The organism is Pseudomonas sp. LBUM1661, assembly GCF_059695925.1.
The window spans coordinates 2,379,079-2,402,762 of sequence record NZ_CP166794.1 but is presented as its reverse complement, the minus strand read 5'-3'; the positions used below and the strand labels follow the sequence as shown (position 1 = coordinate 2,402,762).

Genomic DNA, 23,684 nt, shown 5'->3' with positions numbered 1-23,684 from the left:
TTACTTCGATGCATTGCGAGGATCATCATGACTATCAATGTACTCAAGGCCCAACGGGCCCGTGCCGTAAACTTGCGAGATGTATTCTCCTGATTTGGCCCAGTGGAAATGGGGCGTATTCGCCGGGAGTATGACGACACTGCCGGGACCATAAGCCACCAGTTTGGCCGGATCAAAAACAGAACCGAAACCAATATAGAAAACACCGGACATGACGGTGTAGATGCGGTCTTCGGGATGTGTATGAGGCATTAATTTGGTGCCGTTCGGGACTTTGACTCTTACCACGTACGGTGCTGGTTTACTGGGGTCGCCGGCCAACACAGCGAGTTTCACTTCTTTGGGGAACGCCGGAAAGCTGCGCCACTCCACGTCTTCGCTATGTATGGCGCCGACTTTATCGAGTGGCAAGGGTTGCGCCTGGACAAACGGCATTGATGCGCTGGCGACAAGAAGAACGGCCAGACAAGCAGGCTTCATAATGTTCTGAATCATGAAAGGCACCTTAATCGCGCTGTAAATTCGGGAGGTCAATCGTGGCGAGTCGCCGCTGAATACAATCGGCGGTTTACTGTATTTGCGATTGGCTTTGATGATAATGGCGTTCGCGCGCATTAGAGTTGATACGCAATGTAATCAATGCTCTGCCCAGTCTGTACCGCATCATCACGCTCACCGGAAGTAGCCCGCTCGCCCTATCAATGCCATCAATGTTCACCATCACGTCAATGAAGTTCTCTTAAAAACTCCGCGGCGTAACATCAGCTCCATACCAACCAACAACACCCCGGAGCACACGATCATGAAACGCCAAACCCTCCTCAGCATCGCATTCTCGATTTTTGCAGCTAACGCTTTCGCCGCTACCTCCGCTCAGCCTGTCGTCGCTGAAGGCGGCTCGGATCGTCTGATTGAAAGTCGTGTGGCTGAAGGTGGTTCCGATCGTTTGATCGAAAACCGCGTCGCTGAAGGTGGTTCGGATCGTCTGATCGAGAATCGCGTCGCTGAAGGTGGCTCTGATCGCCTGATCGAGAATCGCGTCGCTGAAGGCGGCTCGGATCGTCTGATTGAAAGTCGTGTGGCTGAAGGTGGTTCGGATCGTCTGATCGAGAATCGCGTCGCTGAAGGTGGTTCGGACCGTCTGATCGAAAGCCGCGCTGTGTAAATATCGCGTCACCGCAATACCCAAAAAGCCCGGCCTGATCAGCCGGGCTTTTTCGTGTTCGCCCGAAAGACGCCGCACGGAGCAAGCTCGCTCCTACAGGTTTCCTTAACGGCACGGTCTTCATCCGATACGATCATCGCTGGAATGGACCATCTCGACTAAAGGACGCGGCATTTATGGAAACCCCCTTCTCTCAAATCAGCAAGCGTTTGAACAATCGCCGATTTACCGTAGCGGACAATACCCACGGGCTATCCGGTACAGGCACCGTCTTTCATTACCAGGTCGAGGAAGGTGCCATTTCGGGCGCTTACCAAGGCGGCCGGATCCGTATCGGTCAGCAAGTCGGGCGCGTGACGGGCGCCGACACCATCGAGCTTCTTTTTCAGTGTTTGACCACGGAGGGCGAGATGCTTGCCGGATGGTCGCGGGGCACGGTAGGCGTCGATCACGCCGGGCGCACCACGCTAAGCTTTGTATGGGGTTGGTTGTCGGGCGCAACGGGAGGTGGGGAGTCCAACTACGTCGAGCTTGTCGCCTAACGGTTAAAACAATCAGTTAAGCCATAACGCGATCTGTAGCCGCTGGCGCAGCCTGCGTTCGGCGGCGCAACCGTCGTGAATCGGGACGCCGCGGTTTATCAGACATTCGGCGGGGTCTGGTCGGGCGACGGCTTCGCCGTCGAACGCAGCCTTCGGCAGCTGCTACGGGTGTGCGTTGCGGCTGAAACTCCCATCTCTGCCGTCAGACTTTTATCTACTACCCCGCCAATTCTGCATATCTTGCCTCTAAATCTGACATTGTTTTCCACCAGCGACGTCGCTCACACCAGAGTGATGGCCAACAGCTACTCTCTCCCCGGTTTCTCCTGTACATCTCTACCCAACCCAAAATAACCACTGACCCTGTGGCGAGGGAGTTTGCTTCCGTTGAGCGTTCCGTGCTCGCGCAACAGGAGCAAGCTCCCTCTCCACAGGGTCAGTTGATCGGCATTGGAGTCATTCAGTCTGTGCAAACTATCGCGCAGAACACGGCGCACGATGTGGAAACGCTGGGCCTGAGCACCATTCGCCTGGATGCGTTGGAGCGTACATTTCATCAAGAGAATGGGACGGCTATTTCCCCCTGACATCCGGTTCATCCATCCATTGCCGGCATCGATAGTCACCATCATCCCAATGAAGTTCTCTTAAAAACTCCGGGGCGTAACATCGGCTCCATACCAAACAACTACACCCCGGAGCACACCCTCATGAAACGCCAAATCCTCCTCAGCATCGCTTTCTCGGTTTTCGCAGTTAACGCTTTCGCCGCTACCTCTGCTCACCCGGTTGTCGCTGAAGGCGGCTCGGATCGTCTGATTGAAAGTCGTGTAGCTGAAGGTGGTTCGGATCGTCTGATCGAAAACCCCGTTGCTGAAGGTGGTTCGGATCGCCTGATCGAAAACCGCGTGGCTGAAGGTGGCTCTGATCGTCTGATCGAAAACCGCGTAGCCGAAGGTGGTTCGGATCGTCTGATCGAAAACCGCGTCGCTGAAGGTGGTTCGGATCGCCTGATCGAAAACCGCGTCGCTGAAGGTGGTTCGGATCGTCTGATCGAAAACCGCGCTGCATGAATGACTTGCTTTACCGCGGTACTCGATAAAAAACCCGGTATCATCAACCGGGTTTTTTTATGCCTGCGGTAATCCGGGCGGCAGCGCTGGGCCCACTTGCCAATCCGGTACCGCACAGATACTGTCAACCGCATGACTCAACCACGTATTGCCTCGACCACCACGACCACGACCGCCCAAGGCGGGTCGTGAGAAGTGTCGTGAGCCAATAACGCACGAACTTCAAAAGGCCCGCCAGCGATGGACAGGGCCTTTTCTTTTGCCCTTGTGTCGCTGGCCCAAACGCAAGGAAAGCACGATGCACGCACTGTTGATTCTCGATATGCAGGTTGGGTTGTTTCATGGCCCGGATAAACCCTGGGCTGGCGAAGCGCTGCTCAACACATTGAATAGCCTGCTGAGCAAAGCCCGGCAGGCAGGCGCACCGATTTTTCTTGCTCGCCATATCGGTCCGCCTGGGTCGCCTATCGAGCCCGGCAGCCCGTTGACGCAATTGGTGCAGGAACTGGTGCTAATGGGCGACGAAGTGATCTTTGAAAAAAGCCGACCCAATGCCTTCGTCATGACTGACCTGGCCGAGCGGCTACAGGCCTGTGGAGCTCAGGGCGTGGTCATTGCCGGAATGAAGACCCAGTATTGTGTCGACAGCACCTGCCGTGCCGCACGAGATCTTGGGTTCGATAGCGTGCTGATCGCTGACGGCCATACCTGCAGCGACACGCCTGCGCTGAAGGCTGAACATATTGTCGCTCATCACAATGCGACCCTGGCGGGACCTTTCTGTCGTGTCGTTCAGGCTGAGGATTGGAGCTTCTAACCGATATCGGAGAGATCGGCTCGAGTAAGGGTCGATCTGTAGGCTCTGGGCTGTGCTTCATCGGTTCAGAGTTAAAATCCGACTGGTTTGGTGCACATTTCTGAGGATGATCAAGGTATGTCCAGGCTCGACACTTCCCTGCAAGACACGGCCGCGCCTGACGGCGTGTGTTACGGCTGCGGCAGCGCTAATCCGCACGGGCTGCACATCAAGAGTTTCTGGCATGAGGACGGCGTGCATGTCATGGCCGAGCATCTGCCTGATGCCCAGTATTGCGGCTGGCCGGAGCTGGTGTACGGCGGATTGATCGCGATGCTGGTCGACTGTCATTCAAACTGGACGGCAATGGCCTATCACTACCGTCTGGAACACCGCGAACCGGCCAGCCTGCCCCGGATCAATTGCGTCACGGGCAACCTTGGCATCAAGTTCATCAAACCGACCCCGATGGGTGTACTGCTGACCCTGCGGGCAAAAGTTGAAGGTGAGGTTGGACGCAAAACCCGTGTCATCTGCGAGGTCTACGCGGGGGATGTGCTGACGGCTGTTGGCGACTCGATTTTTGTTCGCGTCGATACCGAGCAACTGGCGGCCGTCGCGCACAGTCGGTAGATCACCTGACACCGCGAGCTGCCGGCAAAAACTTCCGCACTCATTCGCGGCTGTGTATGATCAGCGCGGGCCGATGCTGCCCGCCGCTCGCTTCCGAAAGGAAAGGTGAAAGCATTTCTTCTTTACCAAATCCTGTCGCTTCTCTTGACGGTCGAGGTTTGGCAACGCGAGCACCACGATGCCTCGACTACAGGAGTAGTCATGTTTTCAAACGAGCAAGCCAAGCAAATGGCCAAGCGGTCGCGTGCCTCGCTAGCGGCGCGTGATCAAGCGGTGCCGCACTCAACCGCGCTGGAACTGGTCGCGCAGCAACTGGGCTACAAGGACTGGAACACCGCGTCCGCGATGCTGCCCCAGGAAAATCCCCAACCCACGGTGACGTTCGACAAACCCATTCCAATCTTGCGGATGTTTGACGAAGCCAAGGCGCGCGAGTTTTATCTTGATTTCCTAGGCTTCAGCGTCGAATTCGAGCACCGGTTCGAAGCCGATCTACCGTTGTACCTGGGCATCAGCCGAAACGGTCTGCAGCTGCATCTTTCCGAACATCATGGCGATGCAAGCCCGGGGTCGACGGTGTTTATCCCGATGCAAAATATCGAGCTGCTTCGGGATGAGTTACTGGCCAAGCGCTACGGCTACGGACGTCCGGATATCGTTGAGCAGGGCTGGGGGCAAGTTCTGGAAGTCTATGACCCTTTCGGTAATCGACTGCGGTTCTGCCAAAGCTGAGCCGATAAGCCACAACGCAACCCTTGTAGCCGTAGGCTGCGCCAGCGGCTACAAGAGTTTGCGTTACGGCTGAAGTCAGTTGCAACAACGGGCGCCCACGCGGCAAAAACAGGAGGCTGTGATCTCCACGTCGGCACGGGCCATGGCCAGGTCGAGGCGGATTTTGGCGGCGGCGGCCTCGGTGTCCCGGCCCAGGCGTTTCAGGCATTCCACATAACCGTGCAGGCTCCACACGTTGTCCAGATGCCAGGCCGCACGGCTGAGGGTGTTGTCCATTCCCAGATCGGCTTGGTAGGCGTGCAAAGCTTCTTCTACCCTGCCCTGCTCCAAAAGCAGTGCGCCCAGCGCATGCCGAACCGGTTGCATCCAGCCCCATGGCTCGTCGTAAGGCAGGTTGTCGTCCAGCGCGCGTGCCTCACGCAAGTGGGTGAAAGCCTCGTCGTAATTGCCTTTGCGGTACTCGATTTCGCCGCGCAGCATGCCGGCGGCAACCGCCAGAATGTCGTTGCAGGTGTTGTTGAAGAGGTAGCGGGTGTCCGGCACTCGGGTCCAGGCGTCGAGGAACAGACGCTGTTCGGCTTCCGCGCCGGCGATATACCCGGTGGCCGCGTGCGCCACGCCTCGGGCGTAATGCAGCATCGCGCTGGTCACGCAGTACAGCGCCTGATCGTTCGGCAACGGCGTGGCGAGAATGTCCTGCCACTTGCCGAAGCGGATCTGCACATGGACCTTCATTGAGACGAAGCCTTCCAGCCAGTCGGCCATGGGCGGTTGCTCCACGCGCAGCAGTTCTTCCTTGATGGTAGCGATCAATTGATCGGCGGCTTCCAGCGCTGGTTGATACTGGCCGAGGAACATCGCCGCGTAGAGTTTGAAGTGGTAGTTGTGGCATCGGTACAGGGTGTAGAAGTTGATCGGCCCTTCTTGTTCCAGGTACTTGCTGTCGGCCAGGATCGCCCGGCTGTTGGTGATCAGGGCCCCTCGGTAATCGCCACAGAGCACGTCGATGTGCGACGGCATGTGGCGCAGATGCCCGGCGTCCGGCACCAGGTCGCGCAATACATCACCGGCGCGCAATGCCCGCTCCGGATAGGGCGACATTTCCATGGTATGGACGTACATGTGCAGCACGCCGGGGTGCGGCGCATCGCCGTGTTGCTCCATGCGTTGCAGAGCCCGCTCCAGCACGGCGACGGCCTCGAGGGTGTCGGCGCCCGGCGCCGGTTGAGCGGTTTTCAGGTCCCACAGTTGCCACGGCGTGCGGTCGATCAGCGCTTCGGCAAACAGCGCAACCACGTCGGGATCGTCGGGCCAGGCTGTGTAGACATCGCGCATGGACGCCGCGTAGGCATCGTTCCAGCTGAAGAGTTGTTCAACGCTGGCGGCTTCGCTGGCCTGGTAGCGTTGGTCCAGCGCGCGGATCAGCGCTTGCTCCACCGCTGTCGCCCCGTCGAGATGCGCCAGCGCAGTCTGCGTCGCCTGTCGGGCCTGGGTCACGGCCTCTTTCAACTCCTGTTCGATGAAGGCATCCCAGCGTTTGTTGTAGTTCGGACCCGAGGCGTAGGCGATGCCCCAGTAAGCCATCGCGCAATCGGGGTCGTGTTCGAGGGCCTTGCGGAAACAGCGGATGGATTCGTCGTGGTTGTAGCCGTAACACCATAACAATCCACGATCGAACCAGCGTTGGGCCTGTGGCGAACGGGTCGTCACCGGGCGGCTGTAAGTGCCCAAATCGTAATAGTCAGGCATCGGTTTATCCTCTCGACCAGAGCTTCGATAGCTTAAGAGAACCAGCATACCCCGACGGTTTTGGCTGGGCAGTGCAGCCGACGACAGGCGGGGTAAAAATGGTTACTTGATAAGTCGCGTTTCCTTGGAAGGCCTGTAGCCGAAATACGAGCTGTAGCACTTGCTGAAATGGCTGGGCGAAACAAACCCGCAGGCCACCAATACGTCCACCTGCGACAGCTCCGTGTGCTGCAGCAGCCGACGCGCCTCGGTGATGCGCAACTCCATGTAATAGCGTTGCGGCGTGGTGCCCAGTTGTTCCTTGAACAAGCGCTCGAGTTGTCGACGAGAACGGCCGGCATAAACCGCCAGTTGTTCCAGCTCCAACGGCTCTTCGAGGTTGGCATCCATCAACTTCACCACCTCACGCAAGGGCGCGCTCACGCAGATATTTTCAGTCGGTTTGATGCGCCGGTAGCGCGACTCTTCGAACGCCAGAATGTCCTCGATGCCCTCGACAAGGGCTTTGTCGTGCAGCCCCTTGATCCAGTCCAACGCCATATGGAACGCCCCCGAAGGACTGGACGCGGTAAGCCGGTCCCGATCGATGACGTAGGGTTCACTGGTGACATGCGTGGCCTTGGAAATTTCCGAGAGTGCGGGGCGATGTTCGGGGTGAATGGCGCAGCGGTAGCCGTCAAGCAAACCAGCGCTGCCCAGGAACCAGGCGCCATTCCACAACCCGGCCAGAATGACACCCCGCTCTGCCGCCGCCCGGAGCAGGTTGATGAGCTCGTCAGTCGCCTTCAGTTCTGTCCGGTAGCCGCCGCAAATGACCAGTAAATCCAGATCTTTAATGGCTGAACACTCGAGACGTGCATCCGGCCGGATGACCAGTCCCAAATCACTGATGACCTCGCCGTCATTCAGGCCGAATGTCCGGGAAGAAAACAACCCGGGGCGCAGCAGGTTCGCGGTGACGATCGTATCCAGTGCCTGGGTGAACGCCGGCAGCGAGAAATGCTCGAGCAGCAAAAAACCGGCGCGAGTCATTTGCGCGGCCTGGTCAGGGTTTTCATTCAGATAGCGGAGATTTTTCCCTTTCATCCCTCCGCTGAATTGGCGTCGTTCGATCAATGTTTGACCCACTCCGTGACGGTAACGAACGAATCGTTGGTGCGTTGATAAGTGCCATGCTAACTGCAGATCTTTCAAAACCACAGCGTTGCCTGCAAGCCTTATGTAAAGCGACCTTTACATCCTCGATTTCATCGACGAATATGTAAAGGACGTTTTACATAAGGATGATGAAAAATGCGACGGTACTACTACGAGTTGGGCGCAGCGCTGGCCTTGTATGCGGTTTTTTTGGTGGTGTCGCTGACGCTGCTGCAGCATCAGGAAAACTTCGGCCTGCCGCTGCGCATTGCCATTACGCTGGCGCCGGTGATACCGGCCGGCCTGATGTGCTGGGCCATCGTGCGCAACCTTCGGCGCATGGATGAAATGCATTTGCGCATCCAGTTCGAGGCCCTCGGCTTTGCGTTTGCCGCCTCTGCGCTGCTGACCTTCAGCTACGGCTTTCTGGAGAATGTCGGGTTCCCGCATCTTTCGTGGCTCATGGTGTGGCCGGTGATGGGCTTGATGTGGATCATCGGGCTGATGGTTGCCCGACGACGCTATCAATGAAAAACCGACTGAAAGAACTGCGCGCCGAGCTCAAGTGGTCGCAGGTGGACCTGGCCGCTCGGCTGAATGTCTCACGGCAGACGATCAACGCGATTGAAAACGGCCGGTACGATCCCAGCCTGCCGTTGGCGTTTCAGATTGCAAGGGTTTTTCAGTTGCCCATCGAGGCGATTTTTGAGGATGCCTCGTAGCAGCTGGCGTCCGGCCCTGTAGCAGCTGTCGAGCTTGCGAGGCTGCGTTCGGCTGCGCAGCAGTCGCCAAACCATACGCTGCGGTGCGTCAGTTAAACCGCATGCGCAGGTTTTACGACTGCTTCGCAGCCGAACGCAGCCTCGCAAGCTCGACAGCTGCTACAGGGACGAACGTCGGGGAGGCTTACTGCGGCTGGAATGTCTGGAGGTAGGCCAGCAGGTTTTCGATCTTTTCCGGATCGCTCAGGCCCCAGAAAATCATGCGGGTGCCGGGGACGACGGCTTTGGGATCTTCGAGGTACGCGGTCAGTGTTTCGCGGGTCCAGACGATGCCGGCCGATTTCATCGCAGCGGAATACTGATAGTCCGCTGCGCTCCCGGAAAGGCGCCCGAAAATGCCATTGAGCTGCGGGCCAAATCCACCGCGCGCCGACTCCCCGACTTGATGGCAACCGCCGCAAATCCGCTTGAACAGTGTTGCACCCACCTCAGCATCGCCGGCCGCGTTTGCTGGCATGCTGAACACTCCGCCATTGAGCAGCACGACGAAGGTGAATAACGCGGCTTTTTTCATATCGGGTTCCAAATCAAAGGGTGTTCACACCACAAGCTCGGCGGCGATTTGATCATGATCGGCTATCCTGTGCACCCCGATTCTACGCAGGCCATGGCCTCACCGGAGACAGCCGTGCAACCCCTGACCACCCGCGAGGTTTACCAGCAATTGCGCGACGCCGCCCTGGGCATTCGCCTTTTGCAGCGCCTCGACAAACAATCCGAGCCCGGCCAGGTACAGGTCGACATCGAAGGCTGGCACCTGACACTCGATGTCGACGGCGACCACCTGCGCCACTGCCAACGTTGCCAGAGCCCGGACGGGCGCGAGGGTGAGTTCGACAGTTGGCAACGTTACGGCACTGACCCGGTGAGTTTGCTCAGCACCTGGGAACTGGCGCAGGTTGAGCGTTTGCTGGCGCAGACACGCGACTGAATTCCGAACTCACCCAACCCGTCAAAGCACTTCAACGAAAACGCCAGTTTGTACCGGGTGGCCACCCCTCTACGGCCTGATTATCCACGGATCGGCACCGTTAAGAGGCCGCTGTTTTCAGCACTGAACCCCAAGCCGCTCTTCTTCGATTTGACTCACTTGTGATACACATCGTGATTGTGAATCCCGCGCTCATTGAGGTTTGCCCCATGTTTCACTTTCCACGCCTGCCGCTGCTGACTTGCGCCCTCCTCGGTTTACTCGCTGGCGGCGCACAGGCCAGCACGCCCTCCCCGGTGCCCGATAGCTTGCAACCGCTGCTGGTGACGATGAACGAGCGCCTGAGCATTGGTGATCTCGTGGCGTTGACCAAGTGGGACAGTGGCAAGCCGATTCAGGACTCCGCCCGGGAGGCGCAAGTCATCGCCAATGCCAGGAAGATGGCTGTTGAACGCAAGCTGAATCCCACAGACGTCGCCGAATTGATCGCTGCGCAGATTGAAGCGAACAAGCTGGTGCAATACGGACTGCTCGCTCAGTGGAAAGCCGCTGGCAAGGCACCTGACACGCCACGGCCGGACCTGACCAAGCAAATCCGGCCACGGCTGGATGAGCTGCAAACCCGTCTGTTGCAGCAATACGCCGCCTTCGCGCCCTATCGCAAGGATCCGAACTGTGCAGACTGGCTCGCCACGGCACGATCCGACCTGATCAAGGATCAACTGCACGGTCAGGCGCTGATACGCGCCACCGGGGAGCTCTGTATCGCCAGTCAATGACCTGTAGACCCCGTTTCAGGCAGCCATTGACTGCATCAATAGTCACCATTAACTCAATGAAGTTCTCTTAAAAACTCCGGGGCGTAACATCGCCTCCATACCAAGCAACTACACCCCGGAGCACACGATCATGAAACGCCAAACCCTCCTCAGCATCGCTTTCTCGGTTTTTGCAGTTAACGCGTTCGCCGCGACCTCGACTCACCCGGTTGTCGCTGAAGGCGGCTCGGATCGTCTGATTGAAAGTCGTGTAGCTGAAGGTGGTTCGGATCGTTTGATCGAAAGCCGCGTCGCTGAAGGTGGTTCGGATCGTTTGATCGAAAGCCGCGTCGCTGAAGGCGGCTCGGATCGTTTGATCGAGAACCGCGTCGCTGAAGGTGGTTCGGATCGTTTGATCGAGAACCGCGTCGCTGAAGGTGGTTCGGATCGTTTGATCGAGAACCGCGTCGCTGAAGGTGGTTCGGATCGTCTGATCGAGAATCGCGTTGCTGAAGGTGGCTCGGATCGTCTGATCGAAAGCCGCGCAGTCTGAATAAATGGCTTGACCGTACTCAACAAAAAGCCCGGCCTGATCAGCCGGGCTAAACGAGTCGGTCAGCCTGACCGAGAAGCCCTGCAGGTTTACGCTTGCAGGGCTTTTCTCGTTTTAGGCTCGCCGTGTGCCAACGCAAAGCAATCAACCTCTACTGTGAGAGCGTGACAACCCTACAAGGGTCTACTTTGTGGAAGCTGACTGGCTCAGAACCAAAGATTCGACCGAAAACACTTGAGGATCCGTCAGCTTTTGCACATCGACGCGATGGGGAAAGATCTTCTTCTCCACGAACAAGTCATCGACTTGCTGCAACGCCTGAACATCCCGCTCCTCCACCGGCAACAGCGATTCGTCGCCCCAACTGCGCAGCCGCTGCGAGACTTCCAGCGGAATATCGTTGACCTTGGCAAACACCCGCGCGTACTCGTCCGGGTTCTCCTGGGCCCATTCGAACGCCTTGGCGAAACGCTGCAACACGTCGCTGAGCGCTTTGCGCTTGAGCGGGTCGGTCAGGGCTTCATCGGAGGCGGTAATAAAGGTCAGCCCGGTGTTGATGCCCTCGCCAGTGATCAGCACGCGCGCGCCCTGCTGTTCCGCGAAGGCCTGATAGATACCGAACGTGGCCCATGCTTCGATCTTCCCGGCATTGAACGCGGACAAGGCGTCGGTCGGCAGGACGAAGCCGACGTTGACGTCCTTCTCATCGACGCCAGCATTGGCCAGCGCGCGAATCAACAGGTACTGGGAAATGCTGCCTCGGGCCGAGGACACCACGACATTTTTGCCCTTCAAATCCGCAACGCTGTGGATCGCCGAATCGGCCGGCACCAGGATCGCAATCCCCCTTGATTGACTGCGCCGTACCGCGACGATGCGCAAAGGCGTGCCTCCGGTCGCGGCGGCGAGTACTGGCGTATCACCGGCCGGTGCCAGATCGACGGCGCCAGCGCGCAAGGCTTCAAACAGCGGCGCGGCGCCCTGGAAGTTCGCCCATTCAACCTTGTAGTCGATGCCGTCGAAGGCGTTCGCCGCCTCGACCACGGTGCGCAATCCCTTGGCTTGATCACCCAGGATGAGCGTGACGCCGGACAAGTCCGACTTCGTAGCGGATGAGGTTTTGTTCTCGACCGGGTTACCACAACCGCTGAGCAACAGCGCGGCGGCAGACAGCAACACGATTGATGATTTCCAGACGCGTATCGGCATGGCGAAACATCCCTGTGGCAAAAATGTTGAGCCTGCATCAGCCATGGGCAAAACGCCGGACAGTACTGCTGGAGACCTGGCGCTCGGCCACGGCAGCGTTTTCCACTTCAACACCCAACAAACTCAACAGGCGCGCACGGATTTCCTGAAAGCCCTGCTGCCCGGTATCTCGAGCCCGTGGCAGGTCGATGGACAGTTGTTCGGCGATCTTGCCGTTGGCCAGCACGATGACCCGATCGGCGAGCAGGATGGCTTCGTCCACGTCATGGGTGACCAGCAGCACGGCCGGATTGTGTTTACGCCATAGCTCGATGATCAGCCGATGCATGCGAATCCGCGTCAGGGCATCGAGCGCGGCGAACGGTTCGTCGAGCAGCAACAGCTTGGGCTCGCGCACCAGGCCACGGGCCAATGCCACGCGTTGCGCTTCGCCGCCGGAGAGTGTCGCCGGGTAGGCTTCAAGCCGATGCGCCAGCCCTACTTCTGTCAGGGCCTGCACCGCACGCGCCTTGGCGTCCGGGATGTGCAGGCCGAGAATCACGTTCTTCCAGGCGCGCTTCCAGGGCATCAAGCGAGGTTCCTGAAACACGGCCGCCCGCGCCTTTGGCACCAGCAACTGGCCGCTGTCGATACTGTCGAGGCCCGCCAGGCTACGCAACAAAGTGGTCTTGCCCGAACCGCTGGCGCCGAGCAGCGCCACGAATTCGCCCGGTGCGATGTCCAGGTCCAGGCCGTCGATGACCCGTTGCTGGCCAAACTGGCGCACCACATTGCGCAGTTGTACCGGGGCTGTTGATTGGGCAGGTTTAGCCGCGTCGAAAAGATCGATGCTCGACATATCAATTCCTCACAAAGGATGGGCGCCAGGCCAGGGCAAAACGCTCCAGCGTGCGGATCAGTCCGTCGATCAATAAGCCGAGGACGCTGTAAATAAGCAGGCAGATCACGATGACGTCAGTGCGCATGAAGTCCCGCGCATCACTGGCGAGAAAACCGATGCCAGCAGTGGTGTTGATTTGCTCGACGAACACCAGCGCCAGCCAGGAAATCCCCAGGGAGTAACGCAAGCCGACAAAGAAGGAAGGCAAGGAGCCCGGCAGGATCACGTGCCAGATCAACTCGCGACGATTCAGGCCCAGGGTGTTGGCGGCCTCGATCAGTTTGGGGTCGATGTTGCGAATGCCGGCGAACAGGTTCAGGTACACCGGGAAAGTCGTTCCGGTGACGATCAGTGCGATCTTGGTGAACTCGCCGATGCCGAACCAGAGAATGAACAGCGGCACCAGTGCCAGCGAAGGAATGGTGCGCAGCATCTGCATCGGCGAATCGAGGATCACCTCGCCGCGCTTCGACAGGCCGGTGATCAGTGCCGCGACGACACCGACGCTGACGCCGATACTCAAGCCCACCAGCGCTCGTTGCAGTGACACCAGCAAATGTTTGCCCAGCTCCCCGGAAACGATCATGGCCCACAGCGTGCCACCAATCTGCGACGGCGCCGCGATGACCCGTTGCGGAATCAGCCCCGCCTGAGAGGCCAGCTCCCATAACAGCAGCAGCGCAATCGGGCTGAGCAAGCGCAGCAATGCTTCGGGTGTGCGCCAGTTGCGCAGCCAGTTGGGGATCAACCTCAACGCGCCCTGCACATCACCGGTGAGGTGTGCGGCCTTATCGATGGAAAACGAGCCACTGGCGCTCTGCGTATCGAAAGTCTTTTCGCTCATCAGGCTTCCTTCCCTTTAAAGAACATGGCTGGAGGCGCCATGCGTCAGCTTCGGACTCATGCTATTCGCATAAAAAACCTCAGTGAAATTCTTTTTAGGAATAAGCTAATATGATTAAAACTTAGATAACAAAACGTATAGATAAATTATTTGCATAATTGAAAGGCTCAGGCCCACCCTTTCGGGGCTGTAATGCTGCGACGGTTTAAAATGCGTGCTGCTGATATCAACCTGTCTAAGTGATTCATTAATTTAATAATTAACTTAGAACAAAACGGCATTTCACAGGCCCACCCTGCTCCGCCTACTTTCGACACCACAGACCGACCCCCTGCCCGGTGGAGGCTTTCAATCGCGCCTATCCCACGACAAGGAACTCACCATGAGTATTGAATTCATCGGCTACATCGGCGGCAATCACTCTTCGGAAATCCACCCCCGCAGCGGCCCGGCCTTGCAGCCCGAGTATGTCGAGAAAGTCGCCCGCGCCCATGACGAAGCGGGTTTCGACCGCGCCCTGGTGGCCTTCCATTCGAATAGTCCGGACAGCACCCTGATTGCCTCACACGCCGCCAGCGTGACGAAAAACCTCAAGTTCCTCATTGCCCATCGACCGGGTTTTGCCGCACCGACTTTGGCCGCACGACAGTTCACCACCCTTGATGTGTTCAATGGCGGGCGCACCGCCGTGCACATCATCACCGGCGGCGATGACCGCGAGTTGCGCGCCGATGGCAGTCATATCGGCAAAGACGAACGTTATGCCCGCACCGACGAATACCTCGACGTGCTGCGCCAGGAATGGACCCGCGAAAAACCTTTCGATTATCAGGGCAAGTATTACCAGGTCGAAGGCGCGCACTCGACCGTGAAGTCGCCGCAACAGCCGCACATTCCGCTGTATTTCGGCGGCTCGTCGACGGCCGCCATTGAGGTCGCGGGCAAGCATGCGGACGTTTATGCGCTCTGGGGTGAGACCTACGAACAGGTGCGCGAGGTGGTGAATCAGGTGCGTGCCGAGGCGGCCAAGCATGGGCGCAGCATTCGCTTCAGTTTGTCGTTGCGACCGATTCTGGCGGACACCGAAGCGCAGGCGTGGGAACGCGCCGAGCGCATCCTGCAACAGGCCACCGCGCTGGCCGAGCAGAATGGATTTGTCCGCCGCGAACCACCGAACGAAGGTTCCCGCCGCTTGCTGGCAGCCGCCGCCCAAGGCTCGCGCCTGGACAAGCGCCTGTGGACCGGCATCGCCGGTTTGCTGGGCGCACAAGGCAACTCGACGTCACTGGTGGGCACCCCGGAACAAGTGGCCGAAGCCCTGCTCGATTACTACGACCTGGGCATCACCACCTTCCTGATCCGCGGCTTCGACCCGCTCGACGACGCCATCGACTACGGCAAGCGTTTGATCCCGCTGACTCGCCAACTGGTGGCCGAGCGTGAGCGGCAAGCGGCAGAAAAAGTCGCGTAGACACACCAACAATCCAATGTGGGAGCGGGCTTGCTCGCGAAAGCGGAGTTTCAGTCAGCATCAAATTTGACTGTTACACCGCCTTCGCGGGCAAGCCCGCTCCCACATTTTTATCGCGGCCGTGCAGGGGATTTTGTGTCCACCACCGCCCCCTGTGGGAGCGAGCCTGCTCACGATGGCGGCCGCACAGTCAACATCCCTGCCAGCCCAACCACCGCTATCGCGAGCAGGCTCACTCCCACATTTTGATCGCGGTCGTGCAAGGGATTTTGTGTTCGCTACAGATCCCCTGGGGGGAGTGCCTCAGTTCTTGTACTCGATATCGGTGCGTTCCAGCTGCCGGATCAGCGCATTCCAGTGCCGCGCGACACCCGGCCCATCGCCGCTTTTGAACACCTCGGCCTGCTTCTCGACCTTGGCCACGACGTCGGCCGGCGGGAAGATCAGTTCGGCGTTGCCACCCGCCTGGGCCGCGATCTGAATATTGCAGGCGCGCTCCAGGCCGTGCAGTTGCTGGAATGCATGTTCAACGCTGATGCCGGCGGTCAACAGCCCGTGGTTGCGCAGGATCAACACGCTCTTATCGCCCAGATCAGCCACCAGACGCTCGCGCTCGTCGAGGTCCAGCGCCACGCCTTCGTAGCCGTGATAGGCCACGCGCCCGGAAAAACCAATGGAATGCTGGGAAATCGGCAACAACCCATCGCGCTGCGCCGACACCGCAATGCCGTCGCGCGTATGGGTATGCAACACCGCTTGCAGGTCGGGGCGCGCACCGTGAATGGCGCTGTGAATCACGTAACCGGCGTAGTTGATGCCCAGGCCGGTCGGGTCATCGACAATGGTGCCGTCGATGTCGACCTTGACCAGGTTGGAGGCGGTGATTTCATCGAACAACAGCCCAAAGGCATTGATCAGGAAATGCTCGTCCGGCCCCGGCACCCGTGCGGAAAAATGCGTGTAGATGTGATCGGTCCACTTGAACAAGGCCGCCAACCGGTAGGCGGCGGCCAGTTTGACGCGCACTTCCCATTCTTCCGGGCTGACGCGCTGGCGAACATTTTTCGAAGGGCTGGATAACGGACTGACGCTACTCATGGCAAAACTTCCTGGATGGCCTTAAGAATTCCAGCCAGCCTATGGGAAGCTAAAAAATAATAAAAAGCACATTTTAATCTAAGCTAATTATCATTTTTTTTCATGATAGCCCTGCTAGCCCATCACGCTGCACTCTTGATCTTTTGCAGCGACCCGGCGACCAGTTTGCCAAAGGCATCGACCGGCCCTTGCAGGTTGCCGAGAAAGTGCGGGTAGATCAGCCACAGGTCCATCACCGGTTTGAAATCCTTGAGGGGCATGACCGCCAGTTGCTCGAAATGAGCACTGCGCTCCAGCAACGGACGCGGCACCAGACCCAGGCCCAGACCGTCGGCGACCAGACCCAGCTGCAATTCGGTACCGAAGGTTTCCAGATTGACCCGCAGCGCCAGGCCCTGATCCGACAGGGTGCGTTGCAAGCCGGCGCGGAAGCCGCAGCCATCGGGGTTGAGAATCCAGCCGCTCTGGTAAACGTCAGCCAGTTTGCACGGACGCTTGGGCAATTGGGCTTTGGCGCAGACCACCACCAACTCCATCTTGCCGATCGACTCGCCAACAATGTTATCCGGGAAAATCTTCCCGGCCGGGAACAGTGCCGCTGCCGCGTCCAGCTCTCCGCGCTCGATCTTGCCGACCAACTGGCTGCCCCAACCCGTGGCCACCTGGGCACGCAAATCCGGGTATTCCATGCGCAGGTGCTTGAGTGCATCGAGCAGCACCACGTCGCCGATGGTTTGCGGAACGCCCAGGCGCAACAGCCCGGTGGGCGGCGCGTCGGTCGCGACCAGTTCACGCAAGGCATCCATTTCTCGCAGGATCAAACGGCACTGTTCATACACCCGCGTACCGATGAGCGTCGGCTTGAGCGGTTTGGTATTGCGGTCGAACAACTCCACGCCCAACGCCTGCTCAAAGTTCTGCACGCGCCGCGTGATCGCCGGTTGAGTCAGCTGCAGCGACTCGGCGGCATGGCTGATGGACTGGCAACGAATCACTTCGACAAAGGCATCGATATCGTCAATTTTCATTTGGCCCGCACATAGAGAACAGTCAATAAGATGTCTGAAAAGCATAGTTCTATTGTTCGAGTCTGGATAGCCCGCCGCGCTTTGATGCCCTATGAAGATCAAAATGTGGGAGCGAGCCTGCTCGCGATGGCGGCCGCCTATCAACATCCCTGCCAACTGACCCACCGCTATCGCGAGCAGGCTCGCTCCCACACTGTTTATGTAGGCATCGGGGTTTCAAATTCCATTCAGCTATAACCTAATCATTAAACAATCGCATATTGATCTAAAACATTATGCTTAAATCATGGTGTCATCTTTCACAACGAACAATGGAATCGCCATGACCCAGGCCCGACACCCGGAGAGACTCAGAGCATTTATAGGCGCCCTGGCGGAATTGATCGACGGCAACCCGCGCGAGGGCGATGTGCTGCATCGCGGCGGCAAGTTGCTCGCACAATTGGTCAGCCATGACGACTGGCTGCCGGACGATTTTGCCCAGCCAGACCCGGAGCGCTATCAGCAATACCTGCTGCACGCCGATTCACGGCAGCGCTTCAGTATCGTCAGTTTTGTCTGGGGGCCGGGGCAAAGCACGCCGATCCACGATCATCGAGTCTGGGGCCTGATCGGCATGTTGCGCGGTGCGGAGTTCGCGCAAGGTTTCGCGCGCAACCCCGACGGCACATTGGTGCCCGAGGGCCAGCGGGTACAACTGCAACCGGGTCAGGTCGAGGCCGTGTCACCGAAGATCGGCGACATTCATCAAGTCAGCAACGCGTTCGATGATCAGGTCTCCATCAGCATCCATGTCTATGGCGCCAACATCGGGGCCGTCCGCCGCGCGGTGTACCAGCCTGATGGCAGCGAGAAGCTGTTTATCTCCGGTTATTCCAACGCCTATCTCCCCAACATCTGGGATTTGTCCAAAGAGAACCAAACCCTATGAGCACTGCACCTACCCGCTCCTACGCCGAGATTCGTCAGGCACTGCTGAAACATGAAGAACTGGCGCTGGTCGATGTGCGCGAAGAAGCGCCTTTCGCCGAGTCGCACCCGCTGTTCGCGGCCAACATTCCCTTGTCCAAGCTTGAGCTTGAGGTGTATTCGCGGATTCCAAGGCTGGAGACCCAGGTGACCGTCTACGACAACGGCGAAGGTCTGGCGAGCCTTGCTGCCCAGCGCTTGCAAGGCCTGGGTTACGTCAATGTCAGCCTGCTCGAAGGCGGGCTGGACGGTTGGCGTCGCGCCGGTGGTGAACTGTTCATCGACGTCAATGTGCCGAGCAAAGCCTTTGGCGAACTGGTGGAAAGCCAGCGCCACACGCCGTCACTCGCGGCGGAAGAGGTTCAGGCGCTGCTCGACAGCGAGGCCGACGTGGTGGTGCTCGACGCCCGGCGTTTCGACGAATACCAGACCATGAGCATTCCCACCGGCATCAGCGTACCGGGGGCGGAACTGGTGTTGCGCGCCCGAGAGCTGGCACCCGACCCGGCGACGCGGATTATCGTCAACTGCGCCGGACGTACGCGCAGCATCATCGGTACACAGTCGCTGATCAACTCCGGTATCGCCAACCCGGTTTCAGCCTTGCGCAACGGCACCATCGGCTGGACCCTGGCCGGGCAAAAACTGCAGCACGGCCAGTCGCGCCGATTCGCACCGACCAGTGAAGAACATCGGCAAATCGCCGCCCAGGATGCCCGTCGCGTTGCCGATAAAGCCTTGGTCGGTCGCGCCAGCCTGGCCGACCTGCAACGCTGGCAACAAGAATCGACACGCAGCACTTACCTGTTCGATGTGCGCACCCCGGAAGAATTCGAAGCCGGTCACCTGCCCTCCGCCCGCTCGACACCCGGCGGCCAACTGGTGCAGGAAACCGATCACTTCGCCAGTGTGCGCGGTGCACGACTGGTGCTGGTCGACGACGATGGCGTGCGCGCCAACATGTCGGCTTCCTGGCTCGCGCAACTGGGCTGGGAAGTGCACGTGCTGGATGATGTGCAACCGGCGCACTTCAGCGAAAAAGGGGCCTGGAAGGCGCCGGTCCCCGCGCCGCAGCAGGCCGAGGAAATCAGCCCCGAGACCCTGGCCGAATGGCTGACCCATGGCGACAGCGTGGTGCTGGATTTCACCAGCAGCGCCAATTACGTCAAGCGTCATATCCCCGGCGCGTGGTGGGCGTTGCGCGGGCAACTGCGCGAAGCCCTGGCCAAGGTTCCCTCGGCGCAGCGCTATGTACTGACCTGCGGCAGCAGCCAACTGGCACGCCTCGCGGTCACCGAAGTCGAGGCGTTGACCGGTAAACCGGTGTTCCTGCTTAAAGACGGCACAGCCAGCTGGATCGCCGCGCAACTGCCGCTGGAATACGGCGAAACTCAGCTGGCGTCGCCACGCATCGACCGCTATCGCCGTCCTTACGAGGGCACCGATAACCCTCGCGAAGCCATGCAAGCCTACCTGGACTGGGAGTTCGGATTGGTCGACCAGCTCGCCCGCGATGGCACGCATGGCTTTTTCGTGATCTAGCAATCCCCCCGCCCCTGTGCCCAGCCAGGCACAGGGACAAACCCACCCAACATCCGACCCCTCTCCAGGCGGAGGCTGAACCCACAACCGAGAGGATTTACATCATGTCCGCTGTCTTGCACCGAACCGACTCAAGCCCCACCGAAACCCTGCACGTCACTCGCCTGGAACCCACCATCGGCGCGGAAATCAGCGGCATCGATTTGCGCCAGTCGCTGACGCCCGAACTGCGCGATGAACTGCGCGGTTTGCTGCTCGAACACAAAGTGATTTTCTTCCGCGACCAGCTCATCAGCACCGAACAGCAGATTGCTTTCGCTCGTGAATTTGGCGAGCTCTACGTCCACCCGACCACCCAGCAAAACGACCCGACGCAACCGCAAGCGCATCTGATTCAAGCCCAGGACGAACGCAAGCTGTACGGCCCAAGGACAAGCGGCCGTTGGCACACCGACACCAGTTGGCAGTTGCGCCCTACCCTCGGCGCCGTACTACGCGCCGTCGATTTGCCACCGGTGGGTGGCGATACCTTGTGGGCCGATACCGGCGCGGTCTATCGCGCCTTGCCCGACGAGCTGCGCGCCGAAATCGATAACCTGCACGTGGTCCATGACTTCAAGTCTTCGCTGGACAAGGTCGGCTACGACTACCCGATTCTCGCCCACCCGTTGGTGCGCACCCACCCGGAAACCGGTGAGGACGGCCTGTTCATCAACTTCTCGCAAAACCCTTCGGTGATCGGCTGGACGCCCGAAAAGAGCAAGCAACTGATCGACCGGCTGCTGCTGGAATTCAACAAACCCGAACATCAGGTGCGCTTCAAATGGCGTGAAAACTCAGTCGCATTCTGGGACAACCGCTCGACGCTGCATTACCCGGTCTACAACTACGGCGATTACCCGCGCCGCATGGAACGGGTACTGATCGCTTACGACGACATTCCTCATCGGGTAAAACGCGCTCACGCGGCCTGATCCCACCCCAAGAAAAGACCTGGCAACCCCTGTTATTCGCGAACGTTCGCGAAGGGGTTTGCCTGTGCGTGCACTCTTTCAGGAATTCACGTCATGAGCTCATCCAGCCCCCGAGTGAAACACGATTATTACGCGGTCGCCGCCTTCAGCCTGCTGGCCGCCAGCCTCCAGGCTCATGCGCAAAACACTGAACCGGACAAGACGTTGAACACCGTGGTGGTGACCGGTAATCGCGGCGGTCAACCTCGTACCATCATCGACAGCCCCTCGCCGATTGATGTGATCAGCGCCGAGCAATTGCAAGCCAGCGGCAAGGTCGGCCTCAAGGAACTGCTCGCGCGCCTGCTGCCCTCCTTCAACCTGCCGGCGATCAACGGCGGCGGGACGTCCTGGTCGGTACGCGGCGTGACCATGCGCGGCCTGTCCGGCGATCAGGTGCTGGTCCTGGTCAACGGCAAACGGCGACACAACACCGCGCTGATCAACAACCTGGCGCGCATCGGCACCGCAGCGGTACCGGTCAACCTCGACCTGATTCCCGTCTCGGCCATCGATCACATCGAAGTGCTGCGCGACGGTGCCTCCGCGCAATATGGTTCGGACGCGATCGCCGGGGTGATTAACATCATCCTCAAGGAAAACGACAGCGGTGGCAGCGCCGAAACGTCATTCGGGCGCTACGGCAGCGGCGATGGCGACACCGTGCACCAGACAGTCAACTACGGCCTGGCGCTGCCTAACGACGGCTTCGCCAACCTGGCGCTGGACAGCAAGGAACAGGAGCCCTTCGACCGCACCGGCAGTGCCACCGGCAACCTCTACTCATCGCCCGGGTTCCCCGACAGCCGCGACCAGACCGTCAATCGCCACGGCTGGAACCCCAGTTATGGGCTGGGTCGGGAAAAGGTCACCAACGCCAGCTACAACCTCGAACTACCGATCCAGGACGACCTGACGTTCTATTCCTTTTCCACCGCCAGTTACATGGAGACCACCAAAGTCACCGGCAACTATCGACCCAACGACATCACGTCCCTGGCCGGCGACCCGAACACGCCCTATCCCGACGGCATCCATGCCCAGCGGCACAACCGCACCAAAGACTTTCAGGTGGCTGGTGGCTTCAAGGGCGAGGTCGGTGGCTGGAACTACGACGCCAGTTCAACCTGGGGCGAGGACGATTCGACGCTCAATGCCAGCAATACCCTCAATCCTTCCTTGGGACCGACCAGCCCGACCTCGTTCCATCTCGCTTCGCAGATTTTCGATCAGTGGACCAACAACCTCGACTTCCATCGTGGCTTCGACATTGGCTTGAAAAACCCGCTGCAAACTGCTTTCGGTTTTGAGTACCGCTGGGAGAAATACCAGATCGAGCCCGGCGATTTCGCCTCCTATACCCCTGGCAACTATGTCATCCCGAGCGGACCGTTTGCCGGCAGAACACCGTTGCCCGGTCTCGCCTCCTACAACGGCACCAGCCCCGCCGATGCCGGAGAAATCAGCCGCAGCAACGTCGCCAGTTACGTCGATCTAGGCCTGGACGTGACCGATAAATGGTACGTCGGCGTGGCCGCTCGCTACGAGCGCTACACCCAGGACATCGGCAGCACGTGGAGCGGCAAGTTCTCCACCCGTTTTAAAATCACCGACGCCTTCGCCCTGCGCGGCACGGTCAATAACGGCTTTCGCGCACCGTCCCTGGCGCAGACCATTTATGCCTCGTCGACCTTCACCTCCGGCGGAGTGGTCAACGGCCAGCAGGTCTCGGTGCCGGTCAAGGTGTTGCCGGTGGACACCACCGAAGCCCAGGCCTTGGGCGCGGAAAAACTCAAGCCTGAAAAATCCTTGAACTACAGCTTCGGCTTCACCTATGAGCCGACGCAAAACTATCGGCTGACCACCGACCTCTATCAGATCGGCATTCGCGACCGCATCGTCTCCACCAGCCTGCTGGGCGGTCCGGAGGTCTCGCAGATTCTCGTCGCCAATGGCTTGTCTCCGGGTCTGTTTGCCCAGTACTACACCAACGCGGTCGACACGCGAACCCGTGGCATCGACATCGTCAACGAGTACCGCCAGCCACTGGACGAGTACGGCCAGATCCGCTGGAGCGCGGCCTATAACTGGAACCAGACCAAGATCGAAAAACTCCAGGACAACCCACCCGCACTCAGCGGCCTGGGGCCGAGCTACCAACTGTTCGACCGGCGCCTGCAAAAGGACCTGACCGTCGCCACGCCGCAGTCGAAACTGATCCTGGCGGCGAACTGGAAAGTCACCGATTACAACCTGAACCTGGCCGTTACCCGTTTCGGCAGTTACATCGAGGGTGACAACAACCCGGTGAACGACCGCAAATTCAGCGCCAAGTGGATCACCGACGTGGACGCCGCCTACGACCTGACCCGGCACCTGACAGTGGCACTGGGGGCGAACAACCTGTTCAACGTGTACCCGGACAAGAACGGCATCCAGGATTGGGCAGGAGGCTACAAATACGGGCAGTTCTCGCCGTTCGGATTTGGTGGGGCGTACTACTACACGCGGTTGGCGTACAACTTCTGACTGCATTGAAAACTACTGCGGTCGATCAACCACCGCCTACCTGTGGGAGCGTGGCTTGCCCGCGATGGCGTCAGGTCAGGCAGCCTCTGTGTTGAATGTGCCGCCCTCATCGCGGGCAAGCCACGCTCCCACAGGTTTTGCGTCTGAGCTGACGATCTTAGATGCCACTTTAAATGCATTAATTTAATAATTATTAACATTAAAATCAGACAACTTAATAATTAGCTTATAACCATAAAGAATTTCACAG

The 23,684-nt window shown here is 59.0% G+C and carries 25 protein-coding genes; 16 read left to right on the top strand and 9 right to left on the bottom strand.

The genetic code is table 11. The features are described from left to right. Entirely contained in the window at positions 1-495 is a 495-nt protein-coding gene (locus tag ACA057_RS11110) for a cupin domain-containing protein (protein WP_497348250.1), read from the bottom strand. A 307-nt stretch (positions 496-802) separates the two neighbouring features. Between ACA057_RS11110 and ACA057_RS11105 the strand changes: the two genes are divergently transcribed. From ACA057_RS11105 to ACA057_RS11080, 6 genes are all read left to right on the top strand, one after another. Further along, positions 803-1,165, top strand: a complete 363-nt coding sequence (locus tag ACA057_RS11105; protein ID WP_497348248.1) for a hypothetical protein — start codon at positions 803-805, stop codon at positions 1,163-1,165. Between the two features lie 176 nt (positions 1,166-1,341). Next, entirely contained in the window at positions 1,342-1,707 is a 366-nt protein-coding gene (locus ACA057_RS11100; protein WP_497348246.1) for an avidin-fold protein, read from the top strand. A 710-nt stretch (positions 1,708-2,417) separates the two neighbouring features. Then, positions 2,418-2,780 (top strand): hypothetical protein, encoded by a 363-nt coding sequence (locus tag ACA057_RS11095; protein ID WP_497348244.1) that lies wholly within the window; start codon positions 2,418-2,420, stop codon positions 2,778-2,780. 298 nt (positions 2,781-3,078) lie between these two features. Next, the gene (locus ACA057_RS11090) at positions 3,079-3,597 is read left to right on the top strand and encodes an isochorismatase family protein (protein WP_497348242.1); all 519 of its coding nucleotides are present in this window, start codon (positions 3,079-3,081) and stop codon (positions 3,595-3,597) included. A gap of 117 nt (positions 3,598-3,714) precedes the next feature. Beyond that, the gene (locus tag ACA057_RS11085) at positions 3,715-4,209 is read left to right on the top strand and encodes a PaaI family thioesterase (protein WP_497348240.1); all 495 of its coding nucleotides are present in this window, start codon (positions 3,715-3,717) and stop codon (positions 4,207-4,209) included. Positions 4,210-4,410: 201 nt separating this feature from the next. Beyond that, on the top strand, positions 4,411-4,941 hold the full coding sequence (locus ACA057_RS11080) for a glyoxalase superfamily protein (RefSeq protein ID WP_497348238.1): 531 nt from the start codon (positions 4,411-4,413) through the stop codon (positions 4,939-4,941). 75 nt (positions 4,942-5,016) lie between these two features. Here the strand turns inward: ACA057_RS11080 and ACA057_RS11075 are convergent, their stop codons facing one another. Both ACA057_RS11075 and ACA057_RS11070 read right to left on the bottom strand, forming a co-directional pair. Continuing rightward, positions 5,017-6,690, bottom strand: a complete 1,674-nt coding sequence (locus ACA057_RS11075) for a hypothetical protein (RefSeq protein WP_497348236.1) — start codon at positions 6,688-6,690, stop codon at positions 5,017-5,019. A 102-nt stretch (positions 6,691-6,792) separates the two neighbouring features. After that, complete coding sequence (locus ACA057_RS11070) at positions 6,793-7,806, bottom strand: GlxA family transcriptional regulator (RefSeq protein ID WP_497348234.1); 1,014 nt, start codon at positions 7,804-7,806, stop codon at positions 6,793-6,795. 177 nt (positions 7,807-7,983) lie between these two features. Between ACA057_RS11070 and ACA057_RS11065 the strand changes: the two genes are divergently transcribed. Both ACA057_RS11065 and ACA057_RS11060 read left to right on the top strand, forming a co-directional pair. Continuing rightward, positions 7,984-8,358 carry a hypothetical protein gene (locus ACA057_RS11065; RefSeq protein WP_401361375.1) on the top strand — a complete coding sequence of 125 codons (375 nt, stop codon included), beginning with the start codon at positions 7,984-7,986 and terminating at the stop codon, positions 8,356-8,358. After that, positions 8,355-8,549 carry a helix-turn-helix transcriptional regulator gene (locus ACA057_RS11060; protein WP_497348232.1) on the top strand — a complete coding sequence of 65 codons (195 nt, stop codon included), beginning with the start codon at positions 8,355-8,357 and terminating at the stop codon, positions 8,547-8,549. Before ACA057_RS11065 ends, ACA057_RS11060 begins: the two co-directional genes overlap by 4 nt. Before the next feature lie 184 nt (positions 8,550-8,733). On the opposite strand, the gene ACA057_RS11055 is transcribed toward ACA057_RS11060, so the two are convergent. Beyond that, positions 8,734-9,123 carry a c-type cytochrome gene (locus ACA057_RS11055; protein WP_497348230.1) on the bottom strand — a complete coding sequence of 130 codons (390 nt, stop codon included), beginning with the start codon at positions 9,121-9,123 and terminating at the stop codon, positions 8,734-8,736. 114 nt (positions 9,124-9,237) lie between these two features. On the opposite strand from ACA057_RS11055, the gene ACA057_RS11050 reads away from it, so the two are divergent. From ACA057_RS11050 to ACA057_RS11040, 3 genes are all read left to right on the top strand, one after another. Next, positions 9,238-9,540 (top strand): DUF7693 family protein, encoded by a 303-nt coding sequence (locus ACA057_RS11050; protein WP_497348228.1) that lies wholly within the window; start codon positions 9,238-9,240, stop codon positions 9,538-9,540. 209 nt (positions 9,541-9,749) lie between these two features. Further along, complete coding sequence (locus ACA057_RS11045) at positions 9,750-10,319, top strand: chorismate mutase (RefSeq protein WP_497348226.1); 570 nt, start codon at positions 9,750-9,752, stop codon at positions 10,317-10,319. 130 nt (positions 10,320-10,449) lie between these two features. Continuing rightward, positions 10,450-10,851: a hypothetical protein gene (locus ACA057_RS11040; protein ID WP_497348224.1), complete on the top strand. Its 402-nt coding sequence runs from the start codon at positions 10,450-10,452 to the stop codon at positions 10,849-10,851. A gap of 183 nt (positions 10,852-11,034) precedes the next feature. Here the strand turns inward: ACA057_RS11040 and ACA057_RS11035 are convergent, their stop codons facing one another. From ACA057_RS11035 to ACA057_RS11025, 3 genes are read right to left on the bottom strand one after another with little or no spacing between them, the layout of a single operon-like run. Continuing rightward, positions 11,035-12,060 (bottom strand): ABC transporter substrate-binding protein, encoded by a 1,026-nt coding sequence (locus tag ACA057_RS11035; RefSeq protein WP_497348222.1) that lies wholly within the window; start codon positions 12,058-12,060, stop codon positions 11,035-11,037. Between the two features lie 37 nt (positions 12,061-12,097). Further along, a complete protein-coding gene (locus tag ACA057_RS11030) occupies positions 12,098-12,898 on the bottom strand; it encodes an ABC transporter ATP-binding protein (RefSeq protein ID WP_497348220.1) in 801 nt (266 codons plus the stop codon). A 1-nt stretch (position 12,899) separates the two neighbouring features. Beyond that, a complete protein-coding gene (locus ACA057_RS11025; RefSeq protein WP_497348218.1) occupies positions 12,900-13,784 on the bottom strand; it encodes an ABC transporter permease in 885 nt (294 codons plus the stop codon). A 382-nt stretch (positions 13,785-14,166) separates the two neighbouring features. On the opposite strand from ACA057_RS11025, the gene ACA057_RS11020 reads away from it, so the two are divergent. Then, positions 14,167-15,255, top strand: a complete 1,089-nt coding sequence (locus ACA057_RS11020) for an LLM class flavin-dependent oxidoreductase (RefSeq protein WP_497348216.1) — start codon at positions 14,167-14,169, stop codon at positions 15,253-15,255. A gap of 303 nt (positions 15,256-15,558) precedes the next feature. Here ACA057_RS11020 and ACA057_RS11015 read toward each other — a convergent pair whose 3' ends face one another. Then, positions 15,559-16,353 (bottom strand): class II aldolase/adducin family protein, encoded by a 795-nt coding sequence (locus tag ACA057_RS11015; protein WP_497348214.1) that lies wholly within the window; start codon positions 16,351-16,353, stop codon positions 15,559-15,561. A gap of 122 nt (positions 16,354-16,475) precedes the next feature. After that, positions 16,476-17,381 carry a LysR family transcriptional regulator gene (locus ACA057_RS11010; RefSeq protein ID WP_059404219.1) on the bottom strand — a complete coding sequence of 302 codons (906 nt, stop codon included), beginning with the start codon at positions 17,379-17,381 and terminating at the stop codon, positions 16,476-16,478. 322 nt (positions 17,382-17,703) lie between these two features. Here ACA057_RS11010 and ACA057_RS11005 point away from each other — a divergent pair, with 322 nt between their 5' ends. The 4 genes from ACA057_RS11005 to ACA057_RS10990 all read left to right on the top strand — a co-directional run bounded on the left by ACA057_RS11005 (position 17,704) and on the right by ACA057_RS10990 (position 23,434). Further along, positions 17,704-18,312 carry a cysteine dioxygenase family protein gene (locus ACA057_RS11005; protein ID WP_497348211.1) on the top strand — a complete coding sequence of 203 codons (609 nt, stop codon included), beginning with the start codon at positions 17,704-17,706 and terminating at the stop codon, positions 18,310-18,312. After that, positions 18,309-19,892 carry a rhodanese homology domain-containing protein gene (locus ACA057_RS11000; protein WP_497348209.1) on the top strand — a complete coding sequence of 528 codons (1,584 nt, stop codon included), beginning with the start codon at positions 18,309-18,311 and terminating at the stop codon, positions 19,890-19,892. The genes ACA057_RS11005 and ACA057_RS11000 overlap by 4 nt, the downstream gene beginning before the upstream one ends. A 104-nt stretch (positions 19,893-19,996) precedes the next feature. Continuing rightward, positions 19,997-20,866, top strand: coding sequence for a TauD/TfdA dioxygenase family protein (locus ACA057_RS10995; RefSeq protein WP_497348207.1), 870 nt, complete (start codon positions 19,997-19,999; stop codon positions 20,864-20,866). Positions 20,867-20,959: 93 nt separating this feature from the next. Further along, the gene (locus ACA057_RS10990) at positions 20,960-23,434 is read left to right on the top strand and encodes a TonB-dependent receptor plug domain-containing protein (protein ID WP_497348205.1); all 2,475 of its coding nucleotides are present in this window, start codon (positions 20,960-20,962) and stop codon (positions 23,432-23,434) included. The last annotated feature ends 250 nt before the right edge of the window (positions 23,435-23,684 follow it).